This is a genomic window from Sphingopyxis sp. C-1, assembly GCF_001047015.1.
GTDB lineage: Bacteria > Pseudomonadota > Alphaproteobacteria > Sphingomonadales > Sphingomonadaceae > Sphingopyxis.
This window is the reverse complement of record NZ_BBRO01000001.1, coordinates 2,666,592-2,691,780: the sequence shown is the minus strand read 5'-3', so window position 1 is coordinate 2,691,780 and position 25,189 is coordinate 2,666,592. Positions and strand designations below refer to the sequence as shown.

At 64.2% G+C, this 25,189-nt stretch carries 27 protein-coding genes; 13 read left to right on the top strand and 14 right to left on the bottom strand.

Annotated features, from left to right (window positions below; genetic code table 11):
• Positions 1-7: 7 nt before the first annotated feature.
• Genes SC1_RS12695 through SC1_RS12680 form a run of 4 tightly spaced genes read right to left on the bottom strand, consistent with a single transcriptional unit; the run spans position 8 to position 6,852 of the window.
• The gene (locus tag SC1_RS12695) at positions 8-1,171 is read right to left on the bottom strand and encodes a DNA alkylation repair protein (protein ID WP_238586679.1); all 1,164 of its coding nucleotides are present in this window, start codon (positions 1,169-1,171) and stop codon (positions 8-10) included.
• Positions 1,134-2,534 carry an efflux transporter outer membrane subunit gene (locus SC1_RS12690; protein ID WP_083435826.1) on the bottom strand — a complete coding sequence of 467 codons (1,401 nt, stop codon included), beginning with the start codon at positions 2,532-2,534 and terminating at the stop codon, positions 1,134-1,136. The genes SC1_RS12695 and SC1_RS12690 overlap by 38 nt, the downstream gene beginning before the upstream one ends.
• A complete protein-coding gene (locus tag SC1_RS12685) occupies positions 2,527-5,691 on the bottom strand; it encodes an efflux RND transporter permease subunit (protein ID WP_062182182.1) in 3,165 nt (1,054 codons plus the stop codon). Before SC1_RS12685 ends, SC1_RS12690 begins: the two co-directional genes overlap by 8 nt.
• A gap of 6 nt (positions 5,692-5,697) precedes the next feature.
• The gene (locus SC1_RS12680; RefSeq protein WP_062182179.1) at positions 5,698-6,852 is read right to left on the bottom strand and encodes an efflux RND transporter periplasmic adaptor subunit; all 1,155 of its coding nucleotides are present in this window, start codon (positions 6,850-6,852) and stop codon (positions 5,698-5,700) included.
• Positions 6,853-6,963: 111 nt separating this feature from the next.
• Here SC1_RS12680 and SC1_RS12675 point away from each other — a divergent pair, with 111 nt between their 5' ends.
• The 7 genes from SC1_RS12675 to rplA all read left to right on the top strand — a co-directional run bounded on the left by SC1_RS12675 (position 6,964) and on the right by rplA (position 12,353).
• Entirely contained in the window at positions 6,964-7,599 is a 636-nt protein-coding gene (locus SC1_RS12675) for a TetR/AcrR family transcriptional regulator (RefSeq protein WP_062182176.1), read from the top strand.
• An 83-nt stretch (positions 7,600-7,682) separates the two neighbouring features.
• Positions 7,683-9,035, top strand: a complete 1,353-nt coding sequence (locus SC1_RS12670; protein ID WP_062182174.1) for an MFS transporter — start codon at positions 7,683-7,685, stop codon at positions 9,033-9,035.
• Positions 9,036-9,193: 158 nt separating this feature from the next.
• Positions 9,194-9,391, top strand: a complete 198-nt coding sequence (gene secE / locus SC1_RS12665; RefSeq protein ID WP_062182171.1) for a preprotein translocase subunit SecE — start codon at positions 9,194-9,196, stop codon at positions 9,389-9,391.
• Positions 9,392-9,425: 34 nt separating this feature from the next.
• Positions 9,426-9,962: a transcription termination/antitermination protein NusG gene (nusG, locus tag SC1_RS12660; protein WP_037516051.1), complete on the top strand. Its 537-nt coding sequence runs from the start codon at positions 9,426-9,428 to the stop codon at positions 9,960-9,962.
• Positions 9,963-10,015: 53 nt separating this feature from the next.
• A complete protein-coding gene (locus SC1_RS12655) occupies positions 10,016-10,945 on the top strand; it encodes an acyl-CoA thioesterase II (protein WP_238586678.1) in 930 nt (309 codons plus the stop codon).
• A gap of 273 nt (positions 10,946-11,218) precedes the next feature.
• Positions 11,219-11,650 carry a 50S ribosomal protein L11 gene (gene rplK, locus SC1_RS12650; protein WP_037516054.1) on the top strand — a complete coding sequence of 144 codons (432 nt, stop codon included), beginning with the start codon at positions 11,219-11,221 and terminating at the stop codon, positions 11,648-11,650.
• 4 nt (positions 11,651-11,654) lie between these two features.
• On the top strand, positions 11,655-12,353 hold the full coding sequence (gene rplA, locus SC1_RS12645; RefSeq protein WP_056373862.1) for a 50S ribosomal protein L1: 699 nt from the start codon (positions 11,655-11,657) through the stop codon (positions 12,351-12,353).
• 270 nt (positions 12,354-12,623) lie between these two features.
• Here rplA and SC1_RS12640 read toward each other — a convergent pair whose 3' ends face one another.
• The 3 genes from SC1_RS12640 to SC1_RS12630 are packed head-to-tail and all read right to left on the bottom strand — an operon-like array spanning position 12,624 to position 14,277.
• Positions 12,624-13,271, bottom strand: coding sequence for a heme exporter protein CcmB (locus SC1_RS12640; RefSeq protein ID WP_062182169.1), 648 nt, complete (start codon positions 13,269-13,271; stop codon positions 12,624-12,626).
• Positions 13,268-13,852, bottom strand: a complete 585-nt coding sequence (gene ccmA, locus SC1_RS12635; protein ID WP_062182166.1) for a heme ABC exporter ATP-binding protein CcmA — start codon at positions 13,850-13,852, stop codon at positions 13,268-13,270. Before ccmA ends, SC1_RS12640 begins: the two co-directional genes overlap by 4 nt.
• Positions 13,849-14,277, bottom strand: coding sequence for a metallopeptidase family protein (locus SC1_RS12630; protein WP_062182163.1), 429 nt, complete (start codon positions 14,275-14,277; stop codon positions 13,849-13,851). Before SC1_RS12630 ends, ccmA begins: the two co-directional genes overlap by 4 nt.
• Positions 14,278-14,328: 51 nt before the next feature.
• Between SC1_RS12630 and SC1_RS12625 the strand changes: the two genes are divergently transcribed.
• Together SC1_RS12625 and SC1_RS12620 are read left to right on the top strand one after the other, a co-directional pair.
• Entirely contained in the window at positions 14,329-14,616 is a 288-nt protein-coding gene (locus tag SC1_RS12625) for a 4a-hydroxytetrahydrobiopterin dehydratase (protein WP_062182160.1), read from the top strand.
• Positions 14,617-15,292: 676 nt separating this feature from the next.
• Positions 15,293-16,693, top strand: coding sequence for an amino acid permease (locus SC1_RS12620; protein ID WP_062182157.1), 1,401 nt, complete (start codon positions 15,293-15,295; stop codon positions 16,691-16,693).
• Between the two features lie 76 nt (positions 16,694-16,769).
• Here SC1_RS12620 and SC1_RS12615 read toward each other — a convergent pair whose 3' ends face one another.
• The 5 genes from SC1_RS12615 to SC1_RS12595 form a co-directional block, all read right to left on the bottom strand.
• Positions 16,770-16,979 carry a helix-turn-helix transcriptional regulator gene (locus SC1_RS12615; RefSeq protein ID WP_062182154.1) on the bottom strand — a complete coding sequence of 70 codons (210 nt, stop codon included), beginning with the start codon at positions 16,977-16,979 and terminating at the stop codon, positions 16,770-16,772.
• Positions 16,979-17,503, bottom strand: a complete 525-nt coding sequence (locus SC1_RS12610; RefSeq protein WP_062182151.1) for a DUF2975 domain-containing protein — start codon at positions 17,501-17,503, stop codon at positions 16,979-16,981. Before SC1_RS12610 ends, SC1_RS12615 begins: the two co-directional genes overlap by 1 nt.
• 137 nt (positions 17,504-17,640) lie before the next feature.
• Positions 17,641-17,958 (bottom strand): DUF2218 domain-containing protein, encoded by a 318-nt coding sequence (locus SC1_RS12605; protein WP_062182147.1) that lies wholly within the window; start codon positions 17,956-17,958, stop codon positions 17,641-17,643.
• A complete protein-coding gene (locus tag SC1_RS12600) occupies positions 17,958-18,566 on the bottom strand; it encodes a PadR family transcriptional regulator (protein ID WP_083435822.1) in 609 nt (202 codons plus the stop codon). The genes SC1_RS12605 and SC1_RS12600 overlap by 1 nt, the downstream gene beginning before the upstream one ends.
• Positions 18,567-18,686: 120 nt before the next feature.
• On the bottom strand, positions 18,687-19,130 hold the full coding sequence (locus SC1_RS12595) for an acetyltransferase (protein ID WP_062182144.1): 444 nt from the start codon (positions 19,128-19,130) through the stop codon (positions 18,687-18,689).
• 372 nt (positions 19,131-19,502) lie between these two features.
• On the opposite strand from SC1_RS12595, the gene rplJ reads away from it, so the two are divergent.
• Complete coding sequence (gene rplJ, locus SC1_RS12590) at positions 19,503-20,018, top strand: 50S ribosomal protein L10 (RefSeq protein ID WP_062182141.1); 516 nt, start codon at positions 19,503-19,505, stop codon at positions 20,016-20,018.
• 58 nt (positions 20,019-20,076) lie between these two features.
• Positions 20,077-20,448, top strand: a complete 372-nt coding sequence (gene rplL, locus SC1_RS12585) for a 50S ribosomal protein L7/L12 (RefSeq protein WP_062182138.1) — start codon at positions 20,077-20,079, stop codon at positions 20,446-20,448.
• Between the two features lie 121 nt (positions 20,449-20,569).
• Here the strand turns inward: rplL and SC1_RS12580 are convergent, their stop codons facing one another.
• Positions 20,570-21,646 (bottom strand): hypothetical protein, encoded by a 1,077-nt coding sequence (locus tag SC1_RS12580; protein ID WP_193749168.1) that lies wholly within the window; start codon positions 21,644-21,646, stop codon positions 20,570-20,572.
• Between the two features lie 290 nt (positions 21,647-21,936).
• Between SC1_RS12580 and SC1_RS12575 the strand changes: the two genes are divergently transcribed.
• Together SC1_RS12575 and SC1_RS12570 are read left to right on the top strand one after the other, a co-directional pair.
• Positions 21,937-22,965: a phosphoribosylglycinamide synthetase gene (locus SC1_RS12575; protein WP_062182131.1), complete on the top strand. Its 1,029-nt coding sequence runs from the start codon at positions 21,937-21,939 to the stop codon at positions 22,963-22,965.
• Positions 22,962-23,822 carry an NTP transferase domain-containing protein gene (locus tag SC1_RS12570; protein ID WP_083435821.1) on the top strand — a complete coding sequence of 287 codons (861 nt, stop codon included), beginning with the start codon at positions 22,962-22,964 and terminating at the stop codon, positions 23,820-23,822. The genes SC1_RS12575 and SC1_RS12570 overlap by 4 nt, the downstream gene beginning before the upstream one ends.
• On the opposite strand, the gene SC1_RS12565 is transcribed toward SC1_RS12570, so the two are convergent.
• The gene (locus SC1_RS12565; RefSeq protein ID WP_062182128.1) at positions 23,743-25,185 is read right to left on the bottom strand and encodes a carotenoid oxygenase family protein; all 1,443 of its coding nucleotides are present in this window, start codon (positions 25,183-25,185) and stop codon (positions 23,743-23,745) included. The two genes, SC1_RS12570 and SC1_RS12565, sit on opposite strands and share 80 nt — an antisense overlap.
• Positions 25,186-25,189 lie beyond the last annotated feature (4 nt).

Genomic DNA, 25,189 nt, shown 5'->3' with positions numbered 1-25,189 from the left:
GGTCGCGTCAGCCGGGTAAGAGGTCGAAGGCGGCTTCGGCCATTGTCTGCCCGTTGACGATCAGCTCGATGCGGTGTCGGCCGGGATGATGGCGCCGGGTGCTGAAATCGCGGATGGTCTGCGAGATCGCCAGCGCGATCACTTCCCCGGCGGCGAGGTCGAATGTCTTGAACTTGAAGACCTTGGGTGCGGTCTTTCCGCCGGCGCGGGCGTAGTGGATGCGATAGTCGACGACCAGCGGCTGGCGTTCGCGCGAGTCCGATGCGAGCTCGACCGCGATCGAGATCCGGTCGCCAAGGCGCACGGTTTCAGGCGCGATCGCAAAGCTCCGCACATTTACCGCGGCACCATGGCCGACGCCGATCAGCGCGAGCGCGCGTGGCTCGCCCTGCTTGATCAGCGTGCGCAGCGCATGGCGGACGATCCAGATCGTGCGCGGATCATCCTGTGGCCAGTCCGCGAGGCGATCCAGCAGCCAGTCGGGCCGATCCTTCGCGATGTCGTTCAAATGGTTCGCGACGGATTTCCGGACATAGAGGCTGGAGTCGGCTTTCAGCGTCTCCAGGATCGACGCCGCGAGTGTCGGGTCCGCCTTCAGCGCGGGAACGCGCGCCGCCCAGGGCAGGCGCGGCCGGGCGCCCTCGCTCGCGAGGCGGCGCACATGTTCGTCCGCGCTGCCCGTCCAGCGCATCATCGTCGCGAGTGCGCGGGGCGTATCCGCCGCTAGGAAAGGGCGGATCGCAAATTCGGCCGAACCGAACCGCGTCAGGTCGGCAAGGGCGTCCATCGACCGATCGAAATCGTCGAGCCCATAGCGTGCGACATATTCGGTGACCGCCATCGCCTGAAACCCGTGGGTCAGGCGCGGCCCCATCGCGCGGACGATATGGAGCGCGTCGGGATAGTTTTGCGGCAAGGCGGTATGGAGCGCGCTCGCAATATGACGCACGCGTTCCATGATCGACAGGGCGTCGAGCCCATCCGCAGCCGCGCGCATAAAGGCCGCGCGATCAAAGCGCGGCGACGCGGCCTCCCCCGCGTCGGCGATCGTTTCCAGCGCCGGAGGCCCCAGAATATCCTTGAGCAGGGCAGGGGACGCGGCTTCGCCCGTCATCGCGGTTTCGCCGGGCGCCTTAGCGACGCTCGACCAATCCGCCGCCGAGCGCGACATAGAGAGTGACCAGATTGTCGACCTGTGCACGACGAAGCTCGATGAGCGTCTGTTCCGAAGCGAACAGGTTGCGTTCGGCGTCGAGCACTTCGAGATAGGTCGACACACCCTCGCGGTATCGCTTGCGCGCGAGATCGGCGATGCGACGCTGTGCCAGCGTGCCGCGTTCCTGTGCCTCGACCTGATCGGCGAGGTAACGGCGTCCGGCGAGTGCGTCGGCGACTTCGCGGAAGGCCCCCTGTACCGTGCGCTCATAGGTCGCGACGGCGATATTCTCGCGCGCCTCGGCGACGGTCAGATTGCCCTTGTTCCGCCCGAAATCAAAGATCGGCAAGCTGATCGACGGGCCGAAGCTCCAGCCGAACCCATCGTTGCTGAACAGATTGTCGAGCGAGCCCGAGGCGAAGCCAAGGTTGCCGGTCAGCGAGATCGAGGGGAAGAAGGCAGCACGCGCGGCGCCGATATTGGCGCGCGCGGCGCGAAGCCGTTCTTCGGCCGCGAGCACGTCGGGACGCGCGACGAGCAGGTCCGACGGCAGGCCGGCGGTCAGCGTCGGCGATTGTCCCTGCTGGACGAGCGGCAGCGGCGCAGGCAGCGGGCCGGCAACGGGGCCGCCGGTCAGCACGGCGAGGAAATTGTCGGCTTGCGCCTTCGCAAGCTTCAGGCTCGCCAGCTGCGTCTCGGCCTGCGTCAGCAGCGTTTCGGACTGGCGATAGTCAAGCGCCGAGGTCACCCCCGCGTCGAGGCGCCGCTTCGCGATGCGCAACCCCTCCTTGCGGCTCGTCACCGTCGCTTCAGCGAGCGCGATCTGTTCGTCGGCACCGCGCGATGCGAAATAGGTGGAGGCGACGTCGCGAACGAGCGCGAGGCGGAAGGCGCGTTCGGCCTGTTCGGTCGCGAGATATTGGCTGCGCGCCGCCTCGGACAGATTCTTGACGCGGCCCCAGAAATCGAGCTCGAACGAGGTCACGCCGACGCCGACCGAATAGCGGTTGGTCGTGTCGGTTCCCGGCCCCGTCAGTGACGGGCCGCGCGTTCGTGTCGCATCCGCGCTCGCACCCACGGTCGGCAGGCGATCGGCATCCTGAATGCGATAGAGGCCGCGCGCCTCCTCGATCTGCGCGATCGCGACGGCGAGGTCGCGGTTGCGCTCGATCGCCTGCGCGATCAGCACTTCGAGCTGCGGGTCGGCGAAGAAGTCGCGCCAGGCGACATCGGTTGCCCGCTGCCCGAGCGTGACGTCGCCCGCGAATTCGGCCGGATAGTCGGCGGCGGTCGAGAGCGGCGGACGCTCGTGCTTTGGCGCCATGTTGACGCATCCGGCGAGCGTCGTCGCCGCGAGCAGCGCGATCAGGTTACGCATGGCCGGGTTCCTCATGATGGCCTTTCTCGGCAGGGGCAGGGGGCCGCTTGCGGCTGAGCCATTTGCGCACCGACAGGTAAAAGAGCGGAATGAAGAAGATGCCGAGCAACGTGGCCGCGATCATTCCGCCCATCACGCCAGAGCCGACCGCGATGCGGCTGGCGGCGCCGGCCCCGCTTGCAATCACCAACGGCACCATGCCGAGGATGAAGGCCAGGCTGGTCATGATGATCGGACGCAGGCGCAGCTTTACCGCTTCCATCACCGCGTCGAACGTCGACTTGCCTTCGGCTTCCTGTTCGATCGCGAACTCGACGATCAGGATCGCATTCTTCGCCGCAAGACCGATGATCGTGATCAGGCCGACGTTGAAGTAAATGTCCGCCGACAGGCCGCGGAACATCGAGAAGAGCACCGCGCCCAGCACGCCCAAGGGCACGACCAGAAGCACCGCGACAGGCACCGACCAGCTTTCATAGAGCGCCGCGAGCAGCAGGAAGACGACGACGAGCGACAGGCCGAGCAGCATGCCGATCTGGCCGGCCGACTGCTTTTCCTCGTAGGAGATGCCGGTCCATTCATATGCGAAACCGGCTGGAAGCTGCTGCGCGAGCCGCTCCATCTCGGCCATCGCCTCACCGGTCGACTGGCCTGGCGCGGGTTCACCCGAAATCGTCATCGCGGGATAGCCGTTGTAGCGCTGGAGCTGCGGGGCTTCGGCCGACCATTCGGCCTTGCTGAACGATCCGAAGGGAACCATGTCGCCATTCGCGCTGCGCACGCGCAGTTCCAGCACGTCCTGCGGCGTCATCCGGCTCGCGGCATCGGCCTGAAGCAGCACGCGCAGCACGCGGCCCTCGCGGGTGAAGTCGTTGGCATAGGCACTGCCGAAGCTGATCGCGAGCGTCGCATTGACGTCGCCGATCGACAGGCCGAGCGCACGCGCCTGAATCCGGTCGATATCGACCTTCAGCACCGGCGCATCCTCCTGCCCCTCGGGGCGGACGTTGGCGAGCAGCTTGCTCTGCATCGCGCCGCCCAGCATCTGGTTGCGCGCGGCGATCAGCGCATCGCGCCCGTTGCCGCCGCGGTCCTGCAGCTTGAAGGTGAAACCGCTCGACGTACCGAGTTCGGGGATCGACGGCGGGCTAAGCGAGAAGGCAAAGGCTTCCTTGATGTTCGCATAGGCGCCCATCGCCTTGCCCGCGATCGCGTCGGCGCTGTCGCCGTCGCCCTTGCGCTCGTCCCACGGCTTCAGCGGCGTGAACATGATGGCATTCGCCTGTCCCTGGCCGAAGAAGCTGAATCCGTTGACCGACACGACATTCGCGACCTGCGGCTGTTCGGCGAAAAAGGCCTTTACCTGTTTCGTCGCCTCGTTGGTGCGCTGCGTCGTCGCGCCCGGGGGCGCCTGGATCACGGTTACGAGATAACCCTGGTCTTCCTGCGGCAGGAACGAACCCGGCAGGCGGGTGAACAGGAGCGCGGTGATCGCGACCATCGCCACGAACACGCCGAGCCAGCGGAGCGGGGCGCCGAGCATCTTGCCGACGCCGCCCTGATAGCGGTCGGTCGTGCGGCCGAACCATTCGTTGAACCGCCCAAAGAAGCGGTCGAAGAAGGCACCGATGCGTCCCTTGCGCTCGCTATGGTCATGCGGCTTCAGCAGCGTCGCACAGAGCGCGGGCGTCAGCGTAAGTGCAAGCAACGCCGAGAAGGCGATCGAGATCGCGAGCGTCATCGAGAATTGGCGATAGATGCCGCCGGTCGAACCGGGGAAAAACGCCATCGGGATGAATACCGCGATCAGCACCAGCGTGATGCCGATGATCGCCGAGGTGATCTGCCCCATCGCCTTCACCGTCGCTTCATAGGGCGACAGATGCTCTTCATTCATGATGCGCTCGACATTCTCGATCACGACGATCGCGTCGTCGACGAGGATGCCGATCGCGAGAACCATGCCGAACAGGGTCAGCACGTTGATCGAGAAGCCCGCCATCCAGAGGCCGAGACACGCGCCGGCAAGAGCGATCGGCACGACGACGGTCGGGATCACGGTCGCCCGCCAGTTCTGGAGGAACAGGAACATGACCAGGAAGACGAGCAGCATCGCTTCGCCCAGCGTCTTGACCACCTCTTCGATCGACAGGCTGATGAAGGGCGTCGTGTCGTAGGGGATCGACCATGTGATGTCGGGCGGGAAGCCCTTTGACAGCTCGTCCATCCGCGCGCGAATGCCGTCGGCGGTCGACAGCGCATTGGCGCCCGGGGTCAACTGGACCGCGAGGCCCGCCATCGGTTTGCCGTTGAGTTCGGACGAGAAGAGATAGCTCGCGGCGCCCAGTTCGACACGTCCGACATCGCCCAGCGTGACCGCCGACCCGTCGGGGTTGGCGCGCAGGATGATGCTCTCGAACTGCTCGGGCTTGGTAAAGCGGCCCTGCGTCGTGATGACGGCGTTGAGCTGCGCGCCCTTGGCGAGCGGCTGGTCGCCGAGCTGCCCGCCCGGCGTCTGGCTATTCTGTTCCTGCACCGCGCCGAGCGCTTCGGCCGGCGACAGATTGTGCGAGGCCAGCTTTTGCGGGTCGAGCCAGATGCGCATCGCATATTCGGGCGCGAACGCCTGAACATTGCCGACGCCGTTCACACGCCGCAATTCGTCGAGCACGCGTGTGTTGGCGAAGTTGTTGACCTCCATCGGGTCGGTGTTGCCGCTTTTCGACGTGATCGCGACGATCAGCAGGAAGCCTGAATTCGCCTCGGTGACCGAAATGCCCTGACGGCGCACATCTTCGGGCAGGCGCTGCTCGACACGGCGCAGGCGGTTCTGGACCTCCATCTGCGCATTGTCGATGTCGGTTCCTGCCTCGAAGGTCAGGGTGATCGATGCCGTGCCGTTCGATTCGCTGGTCGAGGCCATATAGAGGAAGCCCTCGACCCCGTTCAGTTCCTGCTCGATGACCTGCGTGACATTCTGTTCGAGCGTGCTCGCGTCGGCCCCCGGATAGGTGACGCCGATCGTCAGCGACGGCGGCGCGACCGACGGATATTGCTCAACCGGCAGGCTGCGCAGCGCGATGATGCCCGACAAGAGGATGCCGATGGCGATGACCCAGGAGAAGATGGGCCGGTCGATGAAGAAGCGGGGGGTCATGTCAGATCAGCGCTTTGCCGCGGGGGTCGAGGCGGTTCCCTTTGGCTGTGCGACGCGCACCGGCTGGCCCGGCTGCACCTTTTGCAGCCCGTCGACGATCACCCGGTCGCCGGGTTTCAGCCCATCGAGGATTGCCCACTGGCCTGCGACCATCGTGCCCAGTTTCACCGGGCGCGGCGTCGCGATATTCTTGGCGTCGAGCACCATCACGCTCGCAGCATCGGCGGCCAGCTTGACCGCGCGCTGAGGGATCAGCACGCCGTCCGAACGGTTGCCGGCGAAGATGCGGGCACGAACGAACTGGCCGGGGAGCAGCGCCGAGTTCGGGTTCGGGAACTCCGCTCGCAGCGCTGCGGTGCCCGTCGCCTCGTCGATCGAGAGGTCGAGGAAGTCGAGGTGGCCGACAACCGGAAAGGCGGTGCCATCCTCAAGGATCAACTGCACTTCGACACGGTCGAACTGGGGTGCGGTCACCTTGCCCGATCCCATGTCGCGGCGGTTGGAAAGCAGGTCCGAACTCGACTGTCCGAAATTGACATAGACGCGGTCGATCTGTTCGATCGTCGTCAGCAGCGTGCCTTGACCCGCGCTGACGAGCGCGCCTTCGGTAACCTCGGCACGGCGCGCGCGGCCCGAAATCGGCGCGGTAACCGACGCATAGCCAAGGTTCAGGCGCGCCGATTCCAGATTGGCCTGCGCCTGTTGTACATCGGCCTCGGCGGTGCGCTGAGCGGCGACCGCTGCGTCATATTCCTGCTTGCCGATCGCCTGGTCGGCCAGCAGCGGCTGATAGCGGCCGACGACCTGCCGCGCATTGGCGGCGGTCGCCTGCGCCCGGGCAAGCTGCGCGCGCGCCGCATTGGCGGTCGCGGTCAACTCGCGCGGGTCGATCCGGAACAGCGGGGTCCCGGCGCGGACATAGCTGCCTTCGTTGAATAGCCGCCGTTCGACGATGCCGTTGACGCGCGCGCGCACTTCCGACGTGCGATACGCCTGCACGCGGCCAGGCAATTCGATCACATTCGGTACTGCCTGCGTACGGATGGTCACGATATTGACCTCGGGCGGCGGCGGCGCGGGCGGCGCTTCCGACGAGCAGGAAGCCAGCAACAATGCCAGCGCAGCGCCGGCGGCGCTGCCAAGAGGACGAAAGCGACTCATAAGGACCCCTGAAAAATCGCAGTTGTGCGGGAGTTGGTTATACGCAAAAGCTTGCGCTCAGGCGCCGTGTAATTTAAATTACAGAAAAGAGCAAGTGAGAGGAACTGCAAATTGAGCACGCCGGAATCGGATTTATGTCAGATAGATAGGCCGTCGCCGCGCGAACGGCGGCAAAGCGCCATTCTGGACGCGGCGGAGTCGCTGTTCCTCGAACAGGGTTATGAACGCACCAGCCTTGCCGAAATCGTCAAGCTCTCGGGTGGGTCGCTCGCGACGCTTTACGAACTTTTCGGCAACAAGCAGGGGCTGCTCCATGCCATCGCGACGCGTTGGTGCGACGAAGCGATGCTTCGGTCGCTCGACGACGAGGCGACGCGGACCTTGTCGAGCGTCGAGACGCTGAAAGCCTATGCGCATCGCCAGAGCGAATTGATGGAATCGCCGCGCGCCGTCGCGCTGATGCGGATGCTGATCTCCGAAAGCTTGCGCGACCGCGCGTTTGCGCTTCAGATTTACCGCGACCTCCATGTGCCAGCGCTCGATGAATTGACCGCGTTGTTCGCCGAGTGGGCGGCGACGGGCAGGGCGGAATTCGATGATCCCGAAGCCGCCGCGCGGCTGTTCTTCGATATCGTCGTCGGCGATTCCATGCTGAACACTTTGATGGGGATCGAAGAGACCTGGCTCGATCACGACCAGATCGACTGGCGCCTCCAGCCCTTTATTTCTCACTTCAAGGTCCGATAAGCGCGGCCGCTCCGGAGTGCGCCTGTTGACATGATTGTCAATAACTGAAAGCGTGGGACTTCCTGTTTCGGGAGCATCGCGCTTTGGCCAGTACTGCCCTGCCTTCGGCCGCGGATGCCGACGAAAAGCCGGGGCTGCGCTCGCGTACCGTTGCCGCTTATGCCGCGACAGCCGGGCCGACCGTAATCCTCGGCCTGCCGTTCAGTGTCTATCTGCCGCCCTATATCGCCGAGGGCGGTGTCATTTCGGTGGCCCTCGTCGGGCTGCTCTTCTCGCTGACGACCATCTGGGACGGCGTCGTCGATCCGCTGATCGGAACGATGGTCGACCGCGTCCGCACCGGACTTGGCGCGCACCGGCGCTGGATGCTGATCGCGCTCATACCCCTGGCGCTGCTGCTCTTGGCGCTGGTGACCGTCGGCGACCGGCTTCCGTTCGCGGCGCTTTTCCTGATGATGATCTTCTTTTATTCGAGCTACAGCCTCTACGAAGTCGCGCAGCTTTCTTGGGGTTCGGCGCTTGTGCGATCTCCGGCGGACAGCGCGCTCCTTTATGGAATGCGCGACTGGTTCGCGAAGATCGCGCTGATCCTTGCCTTTGCCGCGCCCGCTGCGGCACAGCTTCTGGTCCCAGGGATCAGCTTGCAGGGGCGGATCATGGCCTACGCCAGCCTGTTCCTGCTGATGGTGCCGATCGCGCTTTTTGCGATCCGCCGCGTTCCGGCGCGTGCGGTGGTGGCCGAGCCTGGCATCGGCTGGCGGCACGAGATTCGCGCGTCGCTGTCCTTCCCGCCGCTGATGCTGTTGTTCGGGGTGCAGTTCCTCAACAGCTTTGCCTTTGGGTCGCTGACCTCGCTGTTCGTCTTCTTCGCCGCTGCGGTGCTCGATCTCGATGGACAGAGTGCGGTGCTGCTCTTCGCAAGCTTCATTGGTGGGGCGCTGGCCTCGCCGATCTGGACGCTGCTTGCGCGCCGCTTCGGCAAGCCGCCGATGATGATGGCCATGGGGCTGCTGATTTCGGGCCTGCTCGTCACGACCCTTGCGCAGGAACCGCGCGGGCTGGCGCAGGCCGTCGGCTTTTCGCTGATGCTCGGGACGGGCTTTGTCGGGCTGCTCTTTACTTACTCGATGCTTGCCGACCTGATCCCGCAAGATGCCGGGCGCTGCGGTCGCAATCGGTCGGCTTTCCTCTTTGCGCTGCTCAATCTGATGCAGAAGTTCGGGGTCGCCGCCGCGATTGCGGTCAGCTATCTTCTGCTCGACGTCGTCGGCTTCGATCCCAAGAATGGAGCGGCGGCTGCGCGCGAACTGCACTTGATCTTCGCGCTGCAGCCGACGGCGAGCTGGATCGTCATGGTAGGCCTGCTTATTCTCATGCAGCGCGAACTCGCCCGTGCGCCAGAGCCCGCACTTGCAATCGCCGCACGGCCCAAGTAAAGGCCGCTTTCATTCGGACAGATGCGCCGTTTTCCTTCCGCCTTTCGCCGACACGCTCGGGGAGGGTGGGCGGACTATTGCCCGAAGCGCGCTTGACGCGCAGGGGGCGGCAACCCATCTGGCCCGGATCATTGACGTAAAGAGACAGGACGATCGACATGGCGAAGACCAGCCCGGCTGAGTTCATCAATCAGGTGCGTACCGAAGCCCGCAAGATCGTGTGGCCGACGAGCCGCGAAACGGTGCAGACGACGATCATGGTGCTCATCATGACGACGATCCTCTCGCTGTTCTTCTTTGGCGTCGACACGGTTTTCAACGCGATCGTCAGCTGGCTGACGTCGCTCGCGCGCTAACGCCCGCGGTTACAGGGACAGGATACGGACACACATGGCGCGCTGGTACATCATTCACGCCTATTCGGGTTTCGAGAACAAGGTTCGCGATTCGGTGCTTTCCGAAGCCGAGCGCATGGGCCTCACCGATTTCGTCGAAGCGGTCGAAGTGCCGGTCGAAACCGTCACCGAGGTGAAGCGCGGCAAGAAGGTCCAGGCCGAGCGCAAATTCTTCCCGGGCTATGTTCTCGCCAAGCTGACGATGACCGACGATGTCTATCACCTCGTGAAGAACACGCCGAAGGTCACCGGCTTCCTCGGCTCGATGGGCAAGCCGCAGGCGATCAGCGAAGCCGAAGCCGCGCGCATCCTGAACAGCAAGGAAGAGGCTGCGGCCCGTCCGAAGCAGGAAATCCGCGTCGACTACGAAATCGGCGATCAGGTCAAGGTGCTCGACGGTCCCTTCGCCAGCTTCAACGGGCTGGTCGAGGAACTCGATTTCGAAAAGGCGCGCGTCAAGGTGTCGGTGTCGATCTTCGGTCGCGCCACCCCGGTCGAGCTCGACTTCGAACAGGTCGAACGCTTCAAATAATATCGCGGGGCGCCTCCGATGGCGCCAGCGAAATCCACTGAATGGAACGCGTCATGAGCCTCACTCCCGAAGAGATGCAGGCTCGTGCCGCCCATGCGCGCGAAATCTACGCCAGCGTCGATCGCGAGCGGCTCGTCCGGCATATCGTCCATCTCTTCGATCTCGAAGCGGCGGACGAGCCCGACGAATTTACCTATCCCGCTTTCACCAAGCCGCGTCGCCAGCGCATTTTCGGCGGACAGGTGATCGCGCAGGCGATGGTCGCCGCAGCGCGCACCGTCGATCTCGGCAAGAGCGTCCATTCGCTTCACGCCTATTTCCTGCGTGGCGGCGACGAGGCAAAGCCGCTGCATTTCCGCGTCCATCGCGACTTCGACGGCCGCAGCTTTGCGAACCGGCGCGTCGTCGTGCGACAGGACGGCAAGGTGATCTTCAACCTCACCGCCTCGTTCCAGGCGCCTGAAAAGGGCCTGTCGCATCAGATCCCGATGACGGGCATCCTGCCGCCCGAGGAATGCTGGGACTTTGCCGACTTCATCGCGGTCGATCCCAAGATCAGCGACCGGCGCATCGAGCATATGGCGCGCATGCATCCGTTCGAGGTTCGTGCGGTCCGCCCGCCGCCGTCCGAAAAGGCGACGATGCAATATGAATGGTTCCGCATCTCCTCGCCCGTCGGCGACGACCCGCTGATCCACCGCGCGCTGCTTGCCTATGCATCGGACATGGGGCTGCTCTCGACGACGCTGCTGCCGCACGGGATGACCTGGGACACGCCCGGCCTGTTCTCGACCAGCCTCGACCATGCGATGTGGTTCCACGACGACATCCGCGTCGACGAATGGTTCGTATATGTCATGGACAGCGACTGGAGCGGCGGCGGACGCGGGATCAACCGCGGCCGCATCTATCGCCGCGACGGCACGCTGATCGCCTCGGCGGTGCAGGAAGGGCTGATCCGCTACGACCCGTCGGCGGAATAGCCGCGGTCCTATTTTGCGCCGCTGTGCTTCGATGACGGTGGCACAATCGGACCGCGATCGTGATTTGCGAGTGAAGTTAGGCAGTTTTCTGCGAATTTCTCGACTCGCCCCGCTGCTGCCCTTGCTTTTTTCTCCATGCGGAGGTAGGGGCGCCACTTCGCGTCAGATACGGGCGTGATTCCGCGCGGGAGGAAGGGGTGATGCCCTTCTGTTTGACCGCTAATTTTGAGGTCTGCCGGAAACGGCGGGCCGACAGAAAGATAGGAGGCCATCATGGCTAAGAAGATTAGCGGCTACATCAAGCTGCAGGTGCCCGCCGGCACCGCCAACCCCTCGCCGCCGCTCGGGCCGGCACTGGGTCAGCGCGGCGTGAACATCATGGAATTCTGCAAGGCGTTCAACGCCGCGACCGACGGCATGGAAAAGGGTACGCCTACCCCGACCATCATCACCGTGTTCGCCGACAAGAGCTTTTCGTTCGTCACGAAAACGCCGCCGGCAACCTATCTGATCAAGAAGGCCGCGAACCTCAAGTCGGGTTCGAAGGAGCCGGGCAAGATCAGCGGTGGTAAGATCGCACGTTCGAAGCTCGCCGAAATCGCCGAGATCAAGATGAAGGATCTCAACGCGAACGACATCGAACAGGCAACGAAGATCATCGAGGGCAGCGCCCGCTCGATGGGCCTCGAAGTGACGGAGGGCTGAACCGATGGCAAAGCTGACCAAGAAGCAGAAGGCCCTCGAGGGCAAGGTTGATGCGCTGAAGCTGCACACCGTCGACGAAGCGCTGAAGACCGTTCGCGAACTGGCCTCGGCCAAGTTCGACGAAACGCTCGAAATCGCGATGAACCTCGGCGTCGATCCGCGCCACGCCGACCAGATGGTCCGCGGCGTCGTGACGCTGCCCGCCGGTACCGGCAAGGACGTCAAGGTTGCCGTGTTCGCACGCGGCGACAACGCCGACAAGGCGCTGGCTGCTGGCGCCGACAAGGTCGGTGCCGAAGACCTGATGGAAGACATGCTCGCGGGTAACCTCGACTATGGCCGCGTCATCGCGACGCCGGACATGATGGGCATCGTCGGCCGCCTCGGTAAGACGCTGGGTCCGAAGGGCCTGATGCCGAACCCGAAGCTGGGCACCGTGACCCCGAACGTCGCCGAAGCCGTGAAGGCCGCCAAGGGCGGTCAGATCGAATTCCGCGTCGAAAAGGTCGGTATCATCCACGCTGGCCTCGGCAAGCTGTCGTTCGGCGAGGAAAAGCTTCGCCAGAACTTCGACGCTTTCGTCGATGCGATCGTCAAGGCCAAGCCGGCCGGCGCGAAGGGCAAATATGTCCGCAAGATCGCGCTGTCGTCGTCGATGGGTCCGGGTGTGAAGGTCGATACGGCCGACGTCACCGGCGCCTGATAGGCACGCACTGAATTAGGGAAGGGCCGGGGGAAACTCCGGCCCTTTTCTTATGAGCGGTTATGGGGTGAGGAGTTGCCCTTCGGCCCCCACTTCCGTCATCCCGGGCTTGACCCGGGATCCCGCTTTTTTGACGCGCTCACTGACTTCGACCTCAAGCGGGACCCCGGATCAAGTCCGGGGTGACGATGATGGGGAGGTCCGCTTCCGGCCGGAAGCTGTCATTCCAATTTGCGAAACTCGATCAAATATGCGCCGCCGACTGGCGTATCATTCGCGAAGACCCCGCAGCGCCGCTCCCGCGGCAAACGGCCCGATGACCGTCAGCAGCAGGCTCGTCGCCGCCAGCAGCTTCACCGCACCGCGCCCCGACGGGTCCAGCATGCCGGCGCCGAAAATCAGCATCGGCACCGCGAGGGGAAGGACCAGCAGGCCGCCGATCGCGCTGCCGCCCTTGTGGTTCGCGGTCAACGAGGCGCTCAGGACGGCAAGCGACGCGAGCGCCGGAATGGCGATTGCGATCCCCGTCGCAAGCAGTGCGACACGCGACGCGTCTTGCGCCAGCAGAGCCGAGGCAGGGAAGAGGGCGATCATGAGCGGCAAGCCGAAACCGATCGCGTGCGCGACAATTTTCACGGCTGCGATCACCTCGTCGGCAAAACCGCGCACCGCAAGCTGGTCGAGGACGCCCATATCCTTGTCAGGGCGGATCAGCCGGTCGATCGGCAGGAGCGCCGCGAGCAGCGCGGCGACCCACACCATCCCGCCACCGGCGCGGCGCAGCAACGGTGCGTCGGGACCCACGGCGAACGGGAAGGCGGTCGCGACGAGCAGGAAGAAGAGTACTGGCAACCACAGCGCCCCGCTGCCCCAAGCGCGCCTGAGGTCGCGCCAGAAAAGGGCAATAAGCGCGGTCATGCGAGCGCCCCCATATCGAGTTCGATGAGGTCCGGTACCCCGAGCGCGAAATGCGACGCGAGGAGAACGGCGCCGCCATTCGCGCGGTGTTTTGCTAGCGCCGCGACAAGCCGGGCCTGCGCCGCGTCATCCATGCCGTTCGCGGGTTCGTCGAGCAGCCAGATCGGTGCGCCGCTGGCGATGACGCGTACCATTGCGGCGCGCTTGCGCTGACCGGTCGACAGCATTGCAACCGGTACCTCGGCGAGCGGCACCAGCGCCATTTCGTCCATCGCGCGGTCGACGCTATGGCCGTCTACGGTATCGACCCGCGCCCAGAAATCGAGTGCGCGGCGGAGCGGCAGTTCGGCGTCGAGCGCCGCCGCCTCGTCGATCAGCGCGACGCGTTCGCGGCGCAGGACGGTCCCCGCCGCTGGGCGCAGCAGTCCGGCGGCAAGGCGGATCAGGCTCGACTTGCCCGCGCCATTGGGGCCGCGCAGCCACAGCGCGTCGCCGCGCTTCAGCACCAGCGACAAATTCTCGAACAGCAGCCGGTCGCCGCGAATGCACGCCACGCTGTCCAGCCGCAGCAATTCGGTCACGCCATATCTTCCAGCGCGTGCATATCGTCGTCCGAATAGCCGAAATGATGCCCGATCTCGTGGATCAGCACATGGCGCACCAGCGTGTCGAGCCGCTCGCCGGTCTCGATCCATTCGACGAGGATCGGGATGCGATAGAGGGTGACGCGATCGGGCATGCCGCCGCTTTCGCCGATGCTGCGCTCGGTCAGCGGGCGGCCCTCGTACAGGCCGGTGAGGTCATAGGGATGCTCGATATCGAGCGAGGCCAGCATCTCGTCGTCGGCAAATTCCTCGATCGAAATCACCACATCCTCGATATGTGGCGCAAAGACCGCCGGCATCGTTGCCAGCGCTGCCTCGGCCATTGCGAACAGCGCATCGGCGTCGGGCGGGCCGCCGGTCCAGCCGGCGGGCAAATCGGGAAGGGCAGGCTTGTCGCTCATCGCGCCCTTCCTTATGGCGAGCGCGACACATTGACCAGCGGGAGATAAGACATGGTCCAGAAACTCGACGAAGACGCCCGCACCGCGCTGCTCGCCCGTTTTCCCGAATGGGCCCACGAACCGGTGCGCGACGCGATCACCCGCCAGTTCAAATTCGATGATTTCGCGCAGGCGTTCGGCTTTATGGCGAGCGTGGCGATCATCGCCGAAAAGATGGACCATCATCCCGAATGGTCGAACGTCTATAATCGCGTCGATATTTTGCTGACGACGCACGATGCCGACGGATTGTCGGAGCGCGACGCGAAACTCGCCGAGGCGATCGAGGCGCTGGTCTGAACGCTGGCAAGGACGGCCGTCGACCGATTGCGACCCTCTCCATATCGTCACCCCGGACTTGATCCGAGGTCCCGCTTGATGCGGTGGCCGGTCGATGCGCAAGAAAAGCGGGATCCCGGGTCAAGCCCGGGATGACGAGAGCGAAGAAACGACCGGAAACTCACGACGGTAATATGTGCCCCGGCGAAGGCCGGGGTCCAGGGCGGCAATCCGCACAGCTCGGCTTTCTAAAGCCGTGGGCCCCGGCCTTCGCCGGGGTGCAACATAGTAGCAAACGTCCGCTCACCACCCCAAAACAGACATCGCCTTCAAATATGTCTTTCCTACATTATCCGGCCGTGCCAGCCTTCACCCGGCTCTTTCATTCGGTGAACAAAAAAGCAGTCGCTGCCCTAATTGCGGGTACGACCACTATCGGACGTGCCGCGCACATCCAGCACCCCGCGACTTGCAAATCGGGGCGCTCATAGGACTGAACTTCCCTGAACTTTGAAATATTGCGCGACCCTTGCGCCGATCCGATCCCGGATCCAGCCGGGCGATGTCCAAAGAGGGCAACGACAGCTCCCCACCCCAAACTGGCCGTCCATTTCTCCGACTGCGCGACTTGCGCTGCCGAGCCGCGACCTTACAAGCAGCGGCAAGCACAGCATAATATCCTAGGGAGCCTCACCGCATGACCGACAGCCTGTTTCGCCGCAAACCGATCGTTCCGGAACGGCGGGAGGGTGAGCAGGCACTCGCGCGGACGCTCGGCTGGCCGCACCTGATTGCGCTTGGCGTCGGGGCGATCGTCGGAACCGGCATCCTCACGCTGATCGGTGTCGGCGCCGACAAGGCGGGCCCCGCGGTCATCCTCTCCTTCGGCATTGCGGGCCTGATCTGCGCCTGCGCCGCACTCGCCTATGCCGAAATGGCGACGATGATCCCAGCCTCGGGCAGCGCCTATACCTATAGCTATGTCGTGATCGGCGAGTTGCTCGCGTGGATCGTCGGGTGGAGCCTGATCCTCGAATATTCGCTGGTGGTCAGCGCGGTCGCGGTCGGCTGGTCTGGCTACGCCGCGCCCTTGCTGGAAGCCTGGGCGGGCTTCCCGATGGCATTGATGCAGGGGCCGGAACTGGGCGGCATCGTCAACCTTCCGGCGATCGCCATCATCGCCGTCGTCGCGGGCCTGTTGCTCGTCGGTACGCGTGAAAGTGCCACGCTCAATGCGGTCCTTGTGCTGGTGAAGATCGTTGCGCTGGTCGTGTTCGTCGCGGTTGCGCTTCCCGCTTTCAACGCCGCCAATCTCGAACCCTTCAGCCCCTATGGCTTCCCCAAGCATATCGGGCCCGACGGCGTCGAGCGCGGCGTGATGGCGGCAGCGGCGATCATCTTTTTCGCCTTTTATGGCTTCGATGCGATTGCGACCGCGGCCGAGGAGGCGAAGAACCCCGACCGCGACCTGAAGATCGGGATTGTCGGGTCGATGTTCGCGTGCGTCGTTATCTATATCGGGGTTGCCGTCGCGGCGGTCGGGGCGGTCGCTTACACCCGCTTCGCCAACAGCCCCGAGCCGCTGGCGCTGATCCTGCGCGAACTCGGCAGCCCGCTTGCGGCGCAATATCTTGCTGTATCGGCGATCATCGCGCTGCCGACGGTGATCCTCGCATTCTTCTATGGCCAGAGCCGCATCTTCTTCACCATGGCGCGTGACGGGTTGTTGCCCGCGAGCCTTGCCAAGCTGTCATCGCGCGGGACGCCGGTGCGGATCACCATCTTTACCGCGCTGGTCGTCGCGGTGCTTGCGGGCTTCATCCCACTCGGCGAACTCGCGGCGCTTGCCAACGCCGGAACGCTGGCGGCGTTCACGGCGGTGTCGATCTGCATGCTGATCATGCGTCGCCGCGCACCCGATGCGCCGCGCACTTTCCGCACGCCCTTGCCGTGGGTGGTCGGTGGGATCGCGGTGCTCGGCTGCATCTATCTTTTCTTCAGCCTGCCGATGCAGACCCAGCTCTGGTTCCTGGTCTGGAACGTTGGCGGGCTCGGCGTCTATTTCCTCTACGCCCGCCGGAACGCCGTCGTCGGCTGACCGGCCGCGCAACGAAAAAAAGGCCTCGCTCCGACCGGGGAGGCGGAGCGGGGCCGAGTTTTACGCCGCGCTGTTTTCAGCTATCGGCTTCGAAGGCCAGCAAGTCGCCGGGCTGGCATTCCAGCTCGGTGCAGATCGCCTCGAGCGTCGAGAAACGGATCGCCTTTGCCTTGCCGGTCTTGAGGATCGACAGATTGGCGAGCGTGATGCCGATGCGGTCGGAGAGGTCGGTCAGCGTCATCCGCTTTGCGTGAAGCAGGTCGTCCAGCTTTACGACGATCGCCATCAGACGGTCCCTTCCAACTCGTCGCGCATCGCCGCGCCGCGTTCAAAGACCGCTGCAAGGACGAAGGCGAGCAGGATCGCGAGGAGGCCCTGCAGGTCGAGGCCGCCCATGTTGGCGAACGTGCTGGTCGATACCGCGATGTTGCTGGCCACCCAGCCGAGCGGGAAGGCGAGAAGCTGCGTTGCGACGAGCGCCCAGCCGATGCGGCGAAGGCGGAGGGCGTTGGTAGGAATGAAGGGGTCGCCCGCCGCGCTCGTAACGAGTGCCTGTAGTTGACGCAGAATGTAGACGGCGGCCGCAAGTATGGCTGCGAGGATTCCGAATAGCGCAAAGAGTTGCGGGCGCATCGTGTCGACGTCGATGAAGACGCTGTTGTTCTTCGCCTCTGCCGCGATGTCGGGCCACATCACGACCAGCGCGCCGCTTGACGCGACGATGACCAAAAGGGCGACCGCGACCAGCGCCAGCATCAGCCAGAGCAGGCCGCGGGTTACGCCCAGCAAGGTCGAATGATTGGTAGGCATATCGTTCTCCGATAGATTGATTATCGAAAAACGATATATGGCGTCCGAAGCTTATCGTCAATCGATATTATCGAAAAACGATATTTGGCCGTGAGCTGGCCGACAGCGCATCGCCGCCATGACGATGGGAGGGGGCCTCAGGCCGCCTGCCAATCGAATGCCAACGGCGCTTCGCGAAAGGCGAAGCGGTCGAGGTGTCGTGCGACGACGCCCTTCATCGCCTCGACATGCTCGTCGCTGCTGGCGTCGATGCGGACCGACAATGCGTCGGTGCCCGCGTCGAATGTCACGAGCGCGTCGCCTGCCCAGGTGGCGCCACGCGCATCCTTGGGGAAGGTCACGGTGCCATGTTCGGGGGTGAACTCGACGGCGAGGTTATGCTGCCAGTGTTTGCAGAGCTGCTGGAGATATTTGCTCGCGTGCGCCGTGGGCGTATTTGCGATCACGCTCACCATCACAGGCGCTCGATCTTTTGCGCGGCCTCGTCGATCAGCGCGACGATATCGTGCAGTGTGTCACCATCGAGATCGCGGTCGCCTAGCCGGTTCATCAGAACCTGCCGCAGATTGCCCATCGCGCGGCGGACCGACGCCGAGTCCGTGCGCTGCGTTTCTTCGCCTACCGCGGTCAGGCGGGCGAGAGCGGCCTCGACGATCTCGCTATTGGATTCGAGTTCGGTACGGCCGGCGGCGGTGATCGCGAACAGCTTTTTCGCGCTGTCGCTCTGCTGCGCTTCGATCAGGCCCATGTCGTCGAGCATCGTCAGGGTCGGATAGATAACCCCGGGGCTCGGCGCATAGCTGCCGCTGGTCAATTCCTCTATGTGGCGGATCAGGTCGTAGCCGTGGCGTGGTTCGTCGGCGATCAGCTTGAGCAGTACGAGCCGCAGCTCGCCGCCGTCGAACATCCGCCGGCGTTCACCGCGCTCGCCTCGGCCGCCGCCGCCGCGACGGCCACCGCCGAAACCGTGGCCAAAGCCATGTCCGAACCCGCGACCACCGCGATGCATCGCGTGCCGTCCGCCGCAACCGCGGCCATCCATTCTTACGTGAAAAATCATCATTTCATTCCTTAGAGTGATTCTAGATGCGTCTAAGATATATCGTATAGCGAAGTTTGCAAGAGGCCGATGTCGCGTTGCGCGGCACTTTCTACAACTTCCGCCGCGCGCCTGCGCTTTTGGTCAGATTTGCGAACCGAAGCGCAGGTGGATCAGGGGATAGGCACGGCCCTGGCCGTCGAGTTCCGATCGGCCGACGGGCACGAAGCCCAATCGCTCGTAAAAGCCGACGGCCTGGCCATTCTGCTCATTCACTTCGGTCGTGAGCACCGAGTGGCGCTCCAGCGCATGCGCGACCAGCGCCCGCCCGACCCCGGTGCCGCGATGGGCCGGATCGATGAACAGCGCTTCCATGCTCGATCCGTCGAGCAGCATGAAGCCCACCGGCTGGTCGTCGGTGTCCACCGCTAGCCAGAGCGGGGCTGCGGGCAGGAAGGAGCGGACTTCGGTTTCTATCGCGGCGCGATCGCCGACAGTCAGAAAGTCGTGCGTCGCATCAACGGCGTCGCACCAGATCTGAACGGCGCGTTCGCCATCGGCGGGTGTCGATTGTCGGATACGGATCATGGACGGGGCCTTTAGTCGATCATAAGCGGCTGCGCCAAGCGGGGAAACACGACGGAAATCGTGGATCGGCCTTGACTCCGCGCCTGTCGACGCTATTAGCGCCCCCGTGTTGTCCGGGCCTCGGCCTTGGCAATTCCGTCCGAGACAGTTGGTGAAGGGGATTTGCCCTTCTTAATTTCCAGCCGAGACGGGGAACAGTCTTTTTCGGTCGCCCGCCTGTTTTCAGGCGACGCGTCTTGACCGACCCCATCGGACATCGTTGCGCAAATGCAGGTGAGCCTTGGCTCGCGTCGGCATTTGCGTGTGTTAGCCGCCCGGCGGCGTGTGCGTTTCGGCGCCTCACGCATCCGGGCAGATGAGTGGAGTATAGGCATGGATCGTACGGAAAAGGCCGAAGCCGTATCCTCGCTGAACGCTACGCTGGCATCAGCTGCCTCGGTTGTGGTCGTCCGCAACCTCGGCATGACCGTCGCTCAGTCGACGGTGCTGCGCCAGCAAATGCGCGATGCAGGGGCCGACTTTCGCGTCACGAAGAACCGTCTTGCCAAAATCGCGCTCGATGGCACGTCCTACACCGGTATCGGCGAACTGCTGACCGGTCCCACGGCCCTCGCGACCTCGACCGATCCGGTCTCGGCTGCGAAGATCGCCGTGGAATTTGCCAAGACCAACGACAAGCTTGAAATCGTTGGTGGCGGCATGGGCGACGTGGTCCTCGACGTAGATGGCGTCAAAGCGCTTGCTTCGCTTCCCTCGCTCGACGAGCTCCGCGCCAAGATCATCGGTCTGGTGCAGGCTCCGGCCACCAAGGTTGCGCAGATTGCCGCAGCCCCGGCGGGCCAGTTGGCGCGGGTTTTTGGCGCATATGCCGCCAAAGAAGCAGCGTGATTTCGAACTAACCTTGAAACTTACTGCCGGGATTTCCCGGTTCTGATGGAGAATGAACATGGCTGATCTCGCAAAGATCGTTGAAGACCTGTCGGCGCTGACCGTTCTGGAAGCTGCTGAACTTTCGAAGCTGCTCGAAGAAAAGTGGGGCGTTTCGGCTGCCGCTGCTGTTGCTGCCGCTCCGGCCGCTGCCGCTGCTGGCCCGGCTGCTGAAGAGCAGACCGAATTCGACGTCATCCTGACCGGTGACGGCGGCAACAAGATCAACGTGATTAAGGAAGTCCGTGCGATCACCGGCCTGGGCCTGGGCGAAGCCAAGGCGCTCGTCGAAGGCGCACCGAAGGCCGTCAAGGAAGGCGCCAGCAAGGCTGAAGCTGAAGAGCTGAAGGCGAAGCTGCTCGCCGCCGGCGCGACCGTCGAACTGAAGTAATTCGGTTCGGTGGGTTCCGGCCGGCCTGTCCGGCCGGGTTCCAGCGAAAAGAAAAAGGGCGGTGCCGCAAGGCACCGCCCTTTTTGCTGTGCGGTGAGGGGACCACCGCGGTTTGTCGGGCTTAGCTCTTGGAATAGCCCGGACGGAAGCTGGTGGAGGTGCGGACACGCGCGGGCTCCGGGCGGCGTACCTCCTGCTCCTGCATCGTCGGCGCAGGGCGCTGGGCGATTTCCCAGGCGCTGACCGGCTTGCGGGTCATATCCTTCTGCGCGGCGAGCGTGTCGTCATAGGCCACACGTTCCTGGCGATCGAGGAAGCGTGCGCGCTTCAGACGCTTGCTGAGCGTGGCGAAGGGATTGTCCTCGGTCGGACCCGCCATTGCCATCGCTTCGTGACGCCCCATGCTGCCGCTGGGTGCAGCGGCAAAGGCGGGGACGCTAGCGGGCGTTTCGACCCGCTCGCGGGGCGCATAGGCCGGGGTGACCCACTGTTGGGTCTCGCCTGCATCAGTTCGGGCGGCCATGGCGGGCGCTGCAACGACCGGTTCGGCCGCAATTGGCGCATAGTCGTCTTCGACATATTCGCGTTCGACGCGGCGGCGGCGGGCGAAAGCCAAGCCCATGCCGCCGACGATCAGCAGGGCAGCAGCACCGCCAGCGAGTTCCCAAGGGAAATCATTGCCGGCCGGAGCAGCCTTTTCTGCGGGCAGCGGCGCGGCCTCGGCAACTGGTTCGGGTGCCGTCGTCATCGGTGCGGCAATCGGTGCGAAATCTTCGGCCGGTGCGACGTCGGCGACCGGTGTAGCCTCTACAGGTACTGAGGCCGGTGCGGCCGTAGCGGCACGAGCCCGCGGCGTCGCGCGTTCGGCCCGCGGCGTCGCGCGTTCGGCCCGGGGCGGAGCGGCGGCGCGTTCGGCGGCCTTCGGCGCTGGTGCGGTCTCCGCGGGGGCAATGTCCAGCGGAACCCGGATGACAGGCTTCGGCGCCGGCGGCTGTGCAGTCTGCGGCGCGGCGACCGGAGCAGTGGTGCTCGGTTCGGCGACGGTGGGCGGCGTCTGCGGGGTCGGTGCAGCCACGGGAGGCGTCATCGTGACCGTCGGCGCGGCCGGCGTTTCCTGCGCAAATGCGGCGGGGGTGGAGAGGGCCAGGAACGCGGCAATCGCGCTCGTGGCGGGGCGGGAGAGGGCGATATTTTTCATCATAGTGAAGGTCGAACGAACCGCCCGCAAAATTTGCTGCCTGATGATGCCGATTTCCACGATGAAACGTTTCTGCCGAACGGCGCAGCGAAGATTCCGATGCCATTCGTCGCTGTCGGGCACCGGTTTTGCGATCGGTCCTACGGCGGCAGGGAGGGCTTCCTCCATGGTTGGAGAGGTCCGACTTTCTGTGATCTTTGGGCGAATAGTGACAGGGATTTTGCGCTTTGGTGTCGGTGGGGTCACTAAAACGTCATTCCCGAGCAACCTTCGCGTGGTCAACGCCGCGCATGAAAACGACCGATCTCGTCCCGACCCGGCTGCCGTCGCATCTGCGCGAAACTCGGCGGATGCTTTTCATTGCCAAGCATGCGCGCTGGACCGGCGGACTGCACGCCGATGATGGCAATCACGCGATCTATCACCGCGAGATGCGCGAGACGCTGGAAGGGCTTGGCATCGCTTTGCTGGTCGCCGACAGCTATGCCGCGCTGTTCGACCGGCCGGCAGCCGATTTCGTCTTTCCGTTGCTCAACCGCGGTGGCTTCTTCAATTCCGAAATGCTGCTGCCGCTGCTTTGCAACCAGCATGGCCTGCCATATCTCGGCGCCTCCCCGATCGTGCGCGGCCTGTCCGACGATAAGCATCTGACCAAGCTGGAGGCGGCGGCGCGCGGCGTGCCTACCGCGCCTTGGGCGTTATTTCGCCGCGGCGCTCCAGTCGATGTTTCGCGCTGCCCGCCGGCGCGGCGCTGGGTAATCAAGCCGAACAACAGCTCCGCATCCTGGGGTGTGCGCGACGCGCATGACCGGGGGCAACTTGCGCAGGCGGTCGCCGAAATCCACGCGCTCGACCATGATGCGCTCGTCGAACCCTTTATCGACGGCAGCGACATCGAGGTGCCGGTGATCACTTTGGACGGCGAGCCGGCGATGCTGCCGATGATGATTTTCGAACAGGCCGATCCAACCCAGCTTCGCACCTATCAGGAAAAGCGCGACCTGGTCGGCAACGTCGGATACAGCATCAAGCGGTTCGACGACCCGGCGATCGCTTTGCAGATTGTCGAATATACAAAGCGGATGGCCGATGTCTTTCGGCCGTTCGACTATGGCCGGTTCGAATTCCGCGTCGATCACACGACCGGCGATGTCCGGCTGCTCGAAGTCAATCTCAACTGCAATCTCTGGTCCGAAAAGCTGTTCTCGCGCTCCGCCGTCGCGGCGGGTTTCACTCACGCGTCGCTGATCGAAACGATCGTAGCCGAAAGCATGCTCCGCCAGATCGCGCCGGCAGCGGCCCAGCGGAGTGCCGCGTGAGCGGTTCGATCCTGATCCTCGCGGGACGCCGCCCAGGAACGGTCGATGCGCTGGCAACCGCGCATGGCGTCGCCGACAAATGCCTTGTCCCTGTCGCGGGGCGGCCCATGATTGCCCATGTTCTGGAAAGCGCCGCCGACAGCAGTGCCCGGCAGGTGTTCGTTTCGACGCATCACGCGATGTTGCTCGCCGAGTTGGACGATCCGGTCGTCGATCTTCTCGGCGACCGTCTGATCGTCGTTCCCTCCGCTGACAATCTGGCGGATTCGGTTCTCGCAGTCGCCGGGGTGGCGCGCTTCCCGCTGTTGATCACGACGGCCGACAATTGCCTGCTCACCCCTGCAACGATTGCCGAGATCGAATCCGAGGCGGAACGGCTGGGTGCCGATGCCGGGGTCGCGTTGGCGCGGCGTGAGGATGTGCTGGCGGTTCATCCCGAAGGCCAGCGGCGCTTTTATGAATTTTCGGACGTCGCGGTGTCGAACTGCAACGCCTATTGGCTTGGGCATCCGAATGCACAGCGTGCGGCAGAGGCGTTTCGCGGTGGCGGACAGTTCGTTAAGAAGCCCTTTCGGGTGATGCGGGCGTTCGGCCTTATCAACCTGCTTCGTTTCAGGTTCGGCCTTGGTCCGATCCATCACATCTTTCAGCGTATTTCGCGCCGTCTGGACGTCGAAATCGCCCCGCTGCTGGTGAGCAACGGGGCGACGGCGATCGATGTCGACAATGAAAGGTCGCTGCGGGTGACCGAGGCGCTGATGAAGCGCCCCGATATCGTCAATCCGCGACCCAGTTCCCGTGAAAGCCGGGAGGAACGCGGTGCGGCAGATGCACGACAGCTTGCGGTGACCCGCTAAAATCATCGGCGTTGAGGATCACGAGCGCGGTCGTCTCGTCGTTCATGTTCACGACCAGCCCGATCAGCCAGCCGTCATCTTCAGCGCCGATTTCGCTCCGCGGGACGAAAACGAACTCGCCCGGATGGCGGCCGGGGCCGAAATCGTGGATGGCTGTCGTGCCATTCTCCAGGTCATGCTTGAACAACCGAGTGTCTGCCAGCGCCCACTCGGCTGACACTCCGTCGGGAATTGCGATGGTGTATGTGTAGCGGTAGGGCTTTGTCGTCAACCGTTCGTCGTAGCGGGGGAATTCCTGCGCGTGGTCGTGGATGACGGCGCGGCGCGTGGTGCCGGCTGCCGGATCGATGGTCCAGCGCTCCATCCGCGACTTTTCGCTGTCGGGGCCGCGCTTCGAACTTGCGAACATCGTCTCGTGCGCGACGACGTCGACGATCACCTTGCCGTCGGCCGTTTCATAGGCGTTGGCCGGGTGGAAGACATAGCAAGGCTCGACCGGCACCCAGATGATGTCGTCGCCGCTGCCTTTCCTGGGGAGGAGGCCAACGCGGGCCTGATGCGCGTCGTTCCACGCATAGGGGAAGCGATATCCGGACAGCAGCATCTTCATCGAGAAGGTGACGGGCAGGTCGAAGACGAGCACATAATTTTCGGTGATCGCGCAGTCGTGAATGGACGGGCCGTCGCTCACGGCAATCGCTTCCTCGCGGATCACCTGCGCGTGGCTGTCGAGAACGACGTGCCAGACCTTGTTCTGCTCGTCGCCGCGATAGGTGATCGCGTGCATCTCGTCGGTCACCGGGTCGTGATGCGGGTGCGCGGTGTAAGAGCCGGCGAGCGTGCCGTCGAACGGGTTGTGTGCAATCGTGTTCAGCTCATAGCCGAGTTCGACAGGTTTGCCGCCCGCTTCGACGATCGCAAAGGTGCGGCCGGCGAGGCCGACGACATTGGTGTTCGGGGCATCGTTGCCGTCGGCGCGCGGCCCCGGGGGGAGTTCTTCGCCGAGCACGGCGCAGGCTTCGCTGCCGCGGACCCAGCGGTTGCGATACCAGTCGGCCTTGCCGCCCTCGATGCGGATGCCGTGGACCATGCCGACGCCGGTGAACCAGTGATAGCTGGCTGGATCGGGCGCCGCAGCGGGGTTCGGCCCGTTGCGAAGATAACGGCCGGTCAGGCTAACGGGAATTTCGCCCTCGACGCGCAGCCCTTCCAGCGTAACCTCTTCGGTCATCGGTTTGTGGATGCCGGTGAGGAACGGGTGCGCGTCGGTGGGGCGGGGGAGGCGCTTGCGGTTGAAGTCGGCGACCTTGCCGATGCCTTTGACAACCGCGCCGCGGATCAGGGTTTCGACGTTGCTTGCCATGATA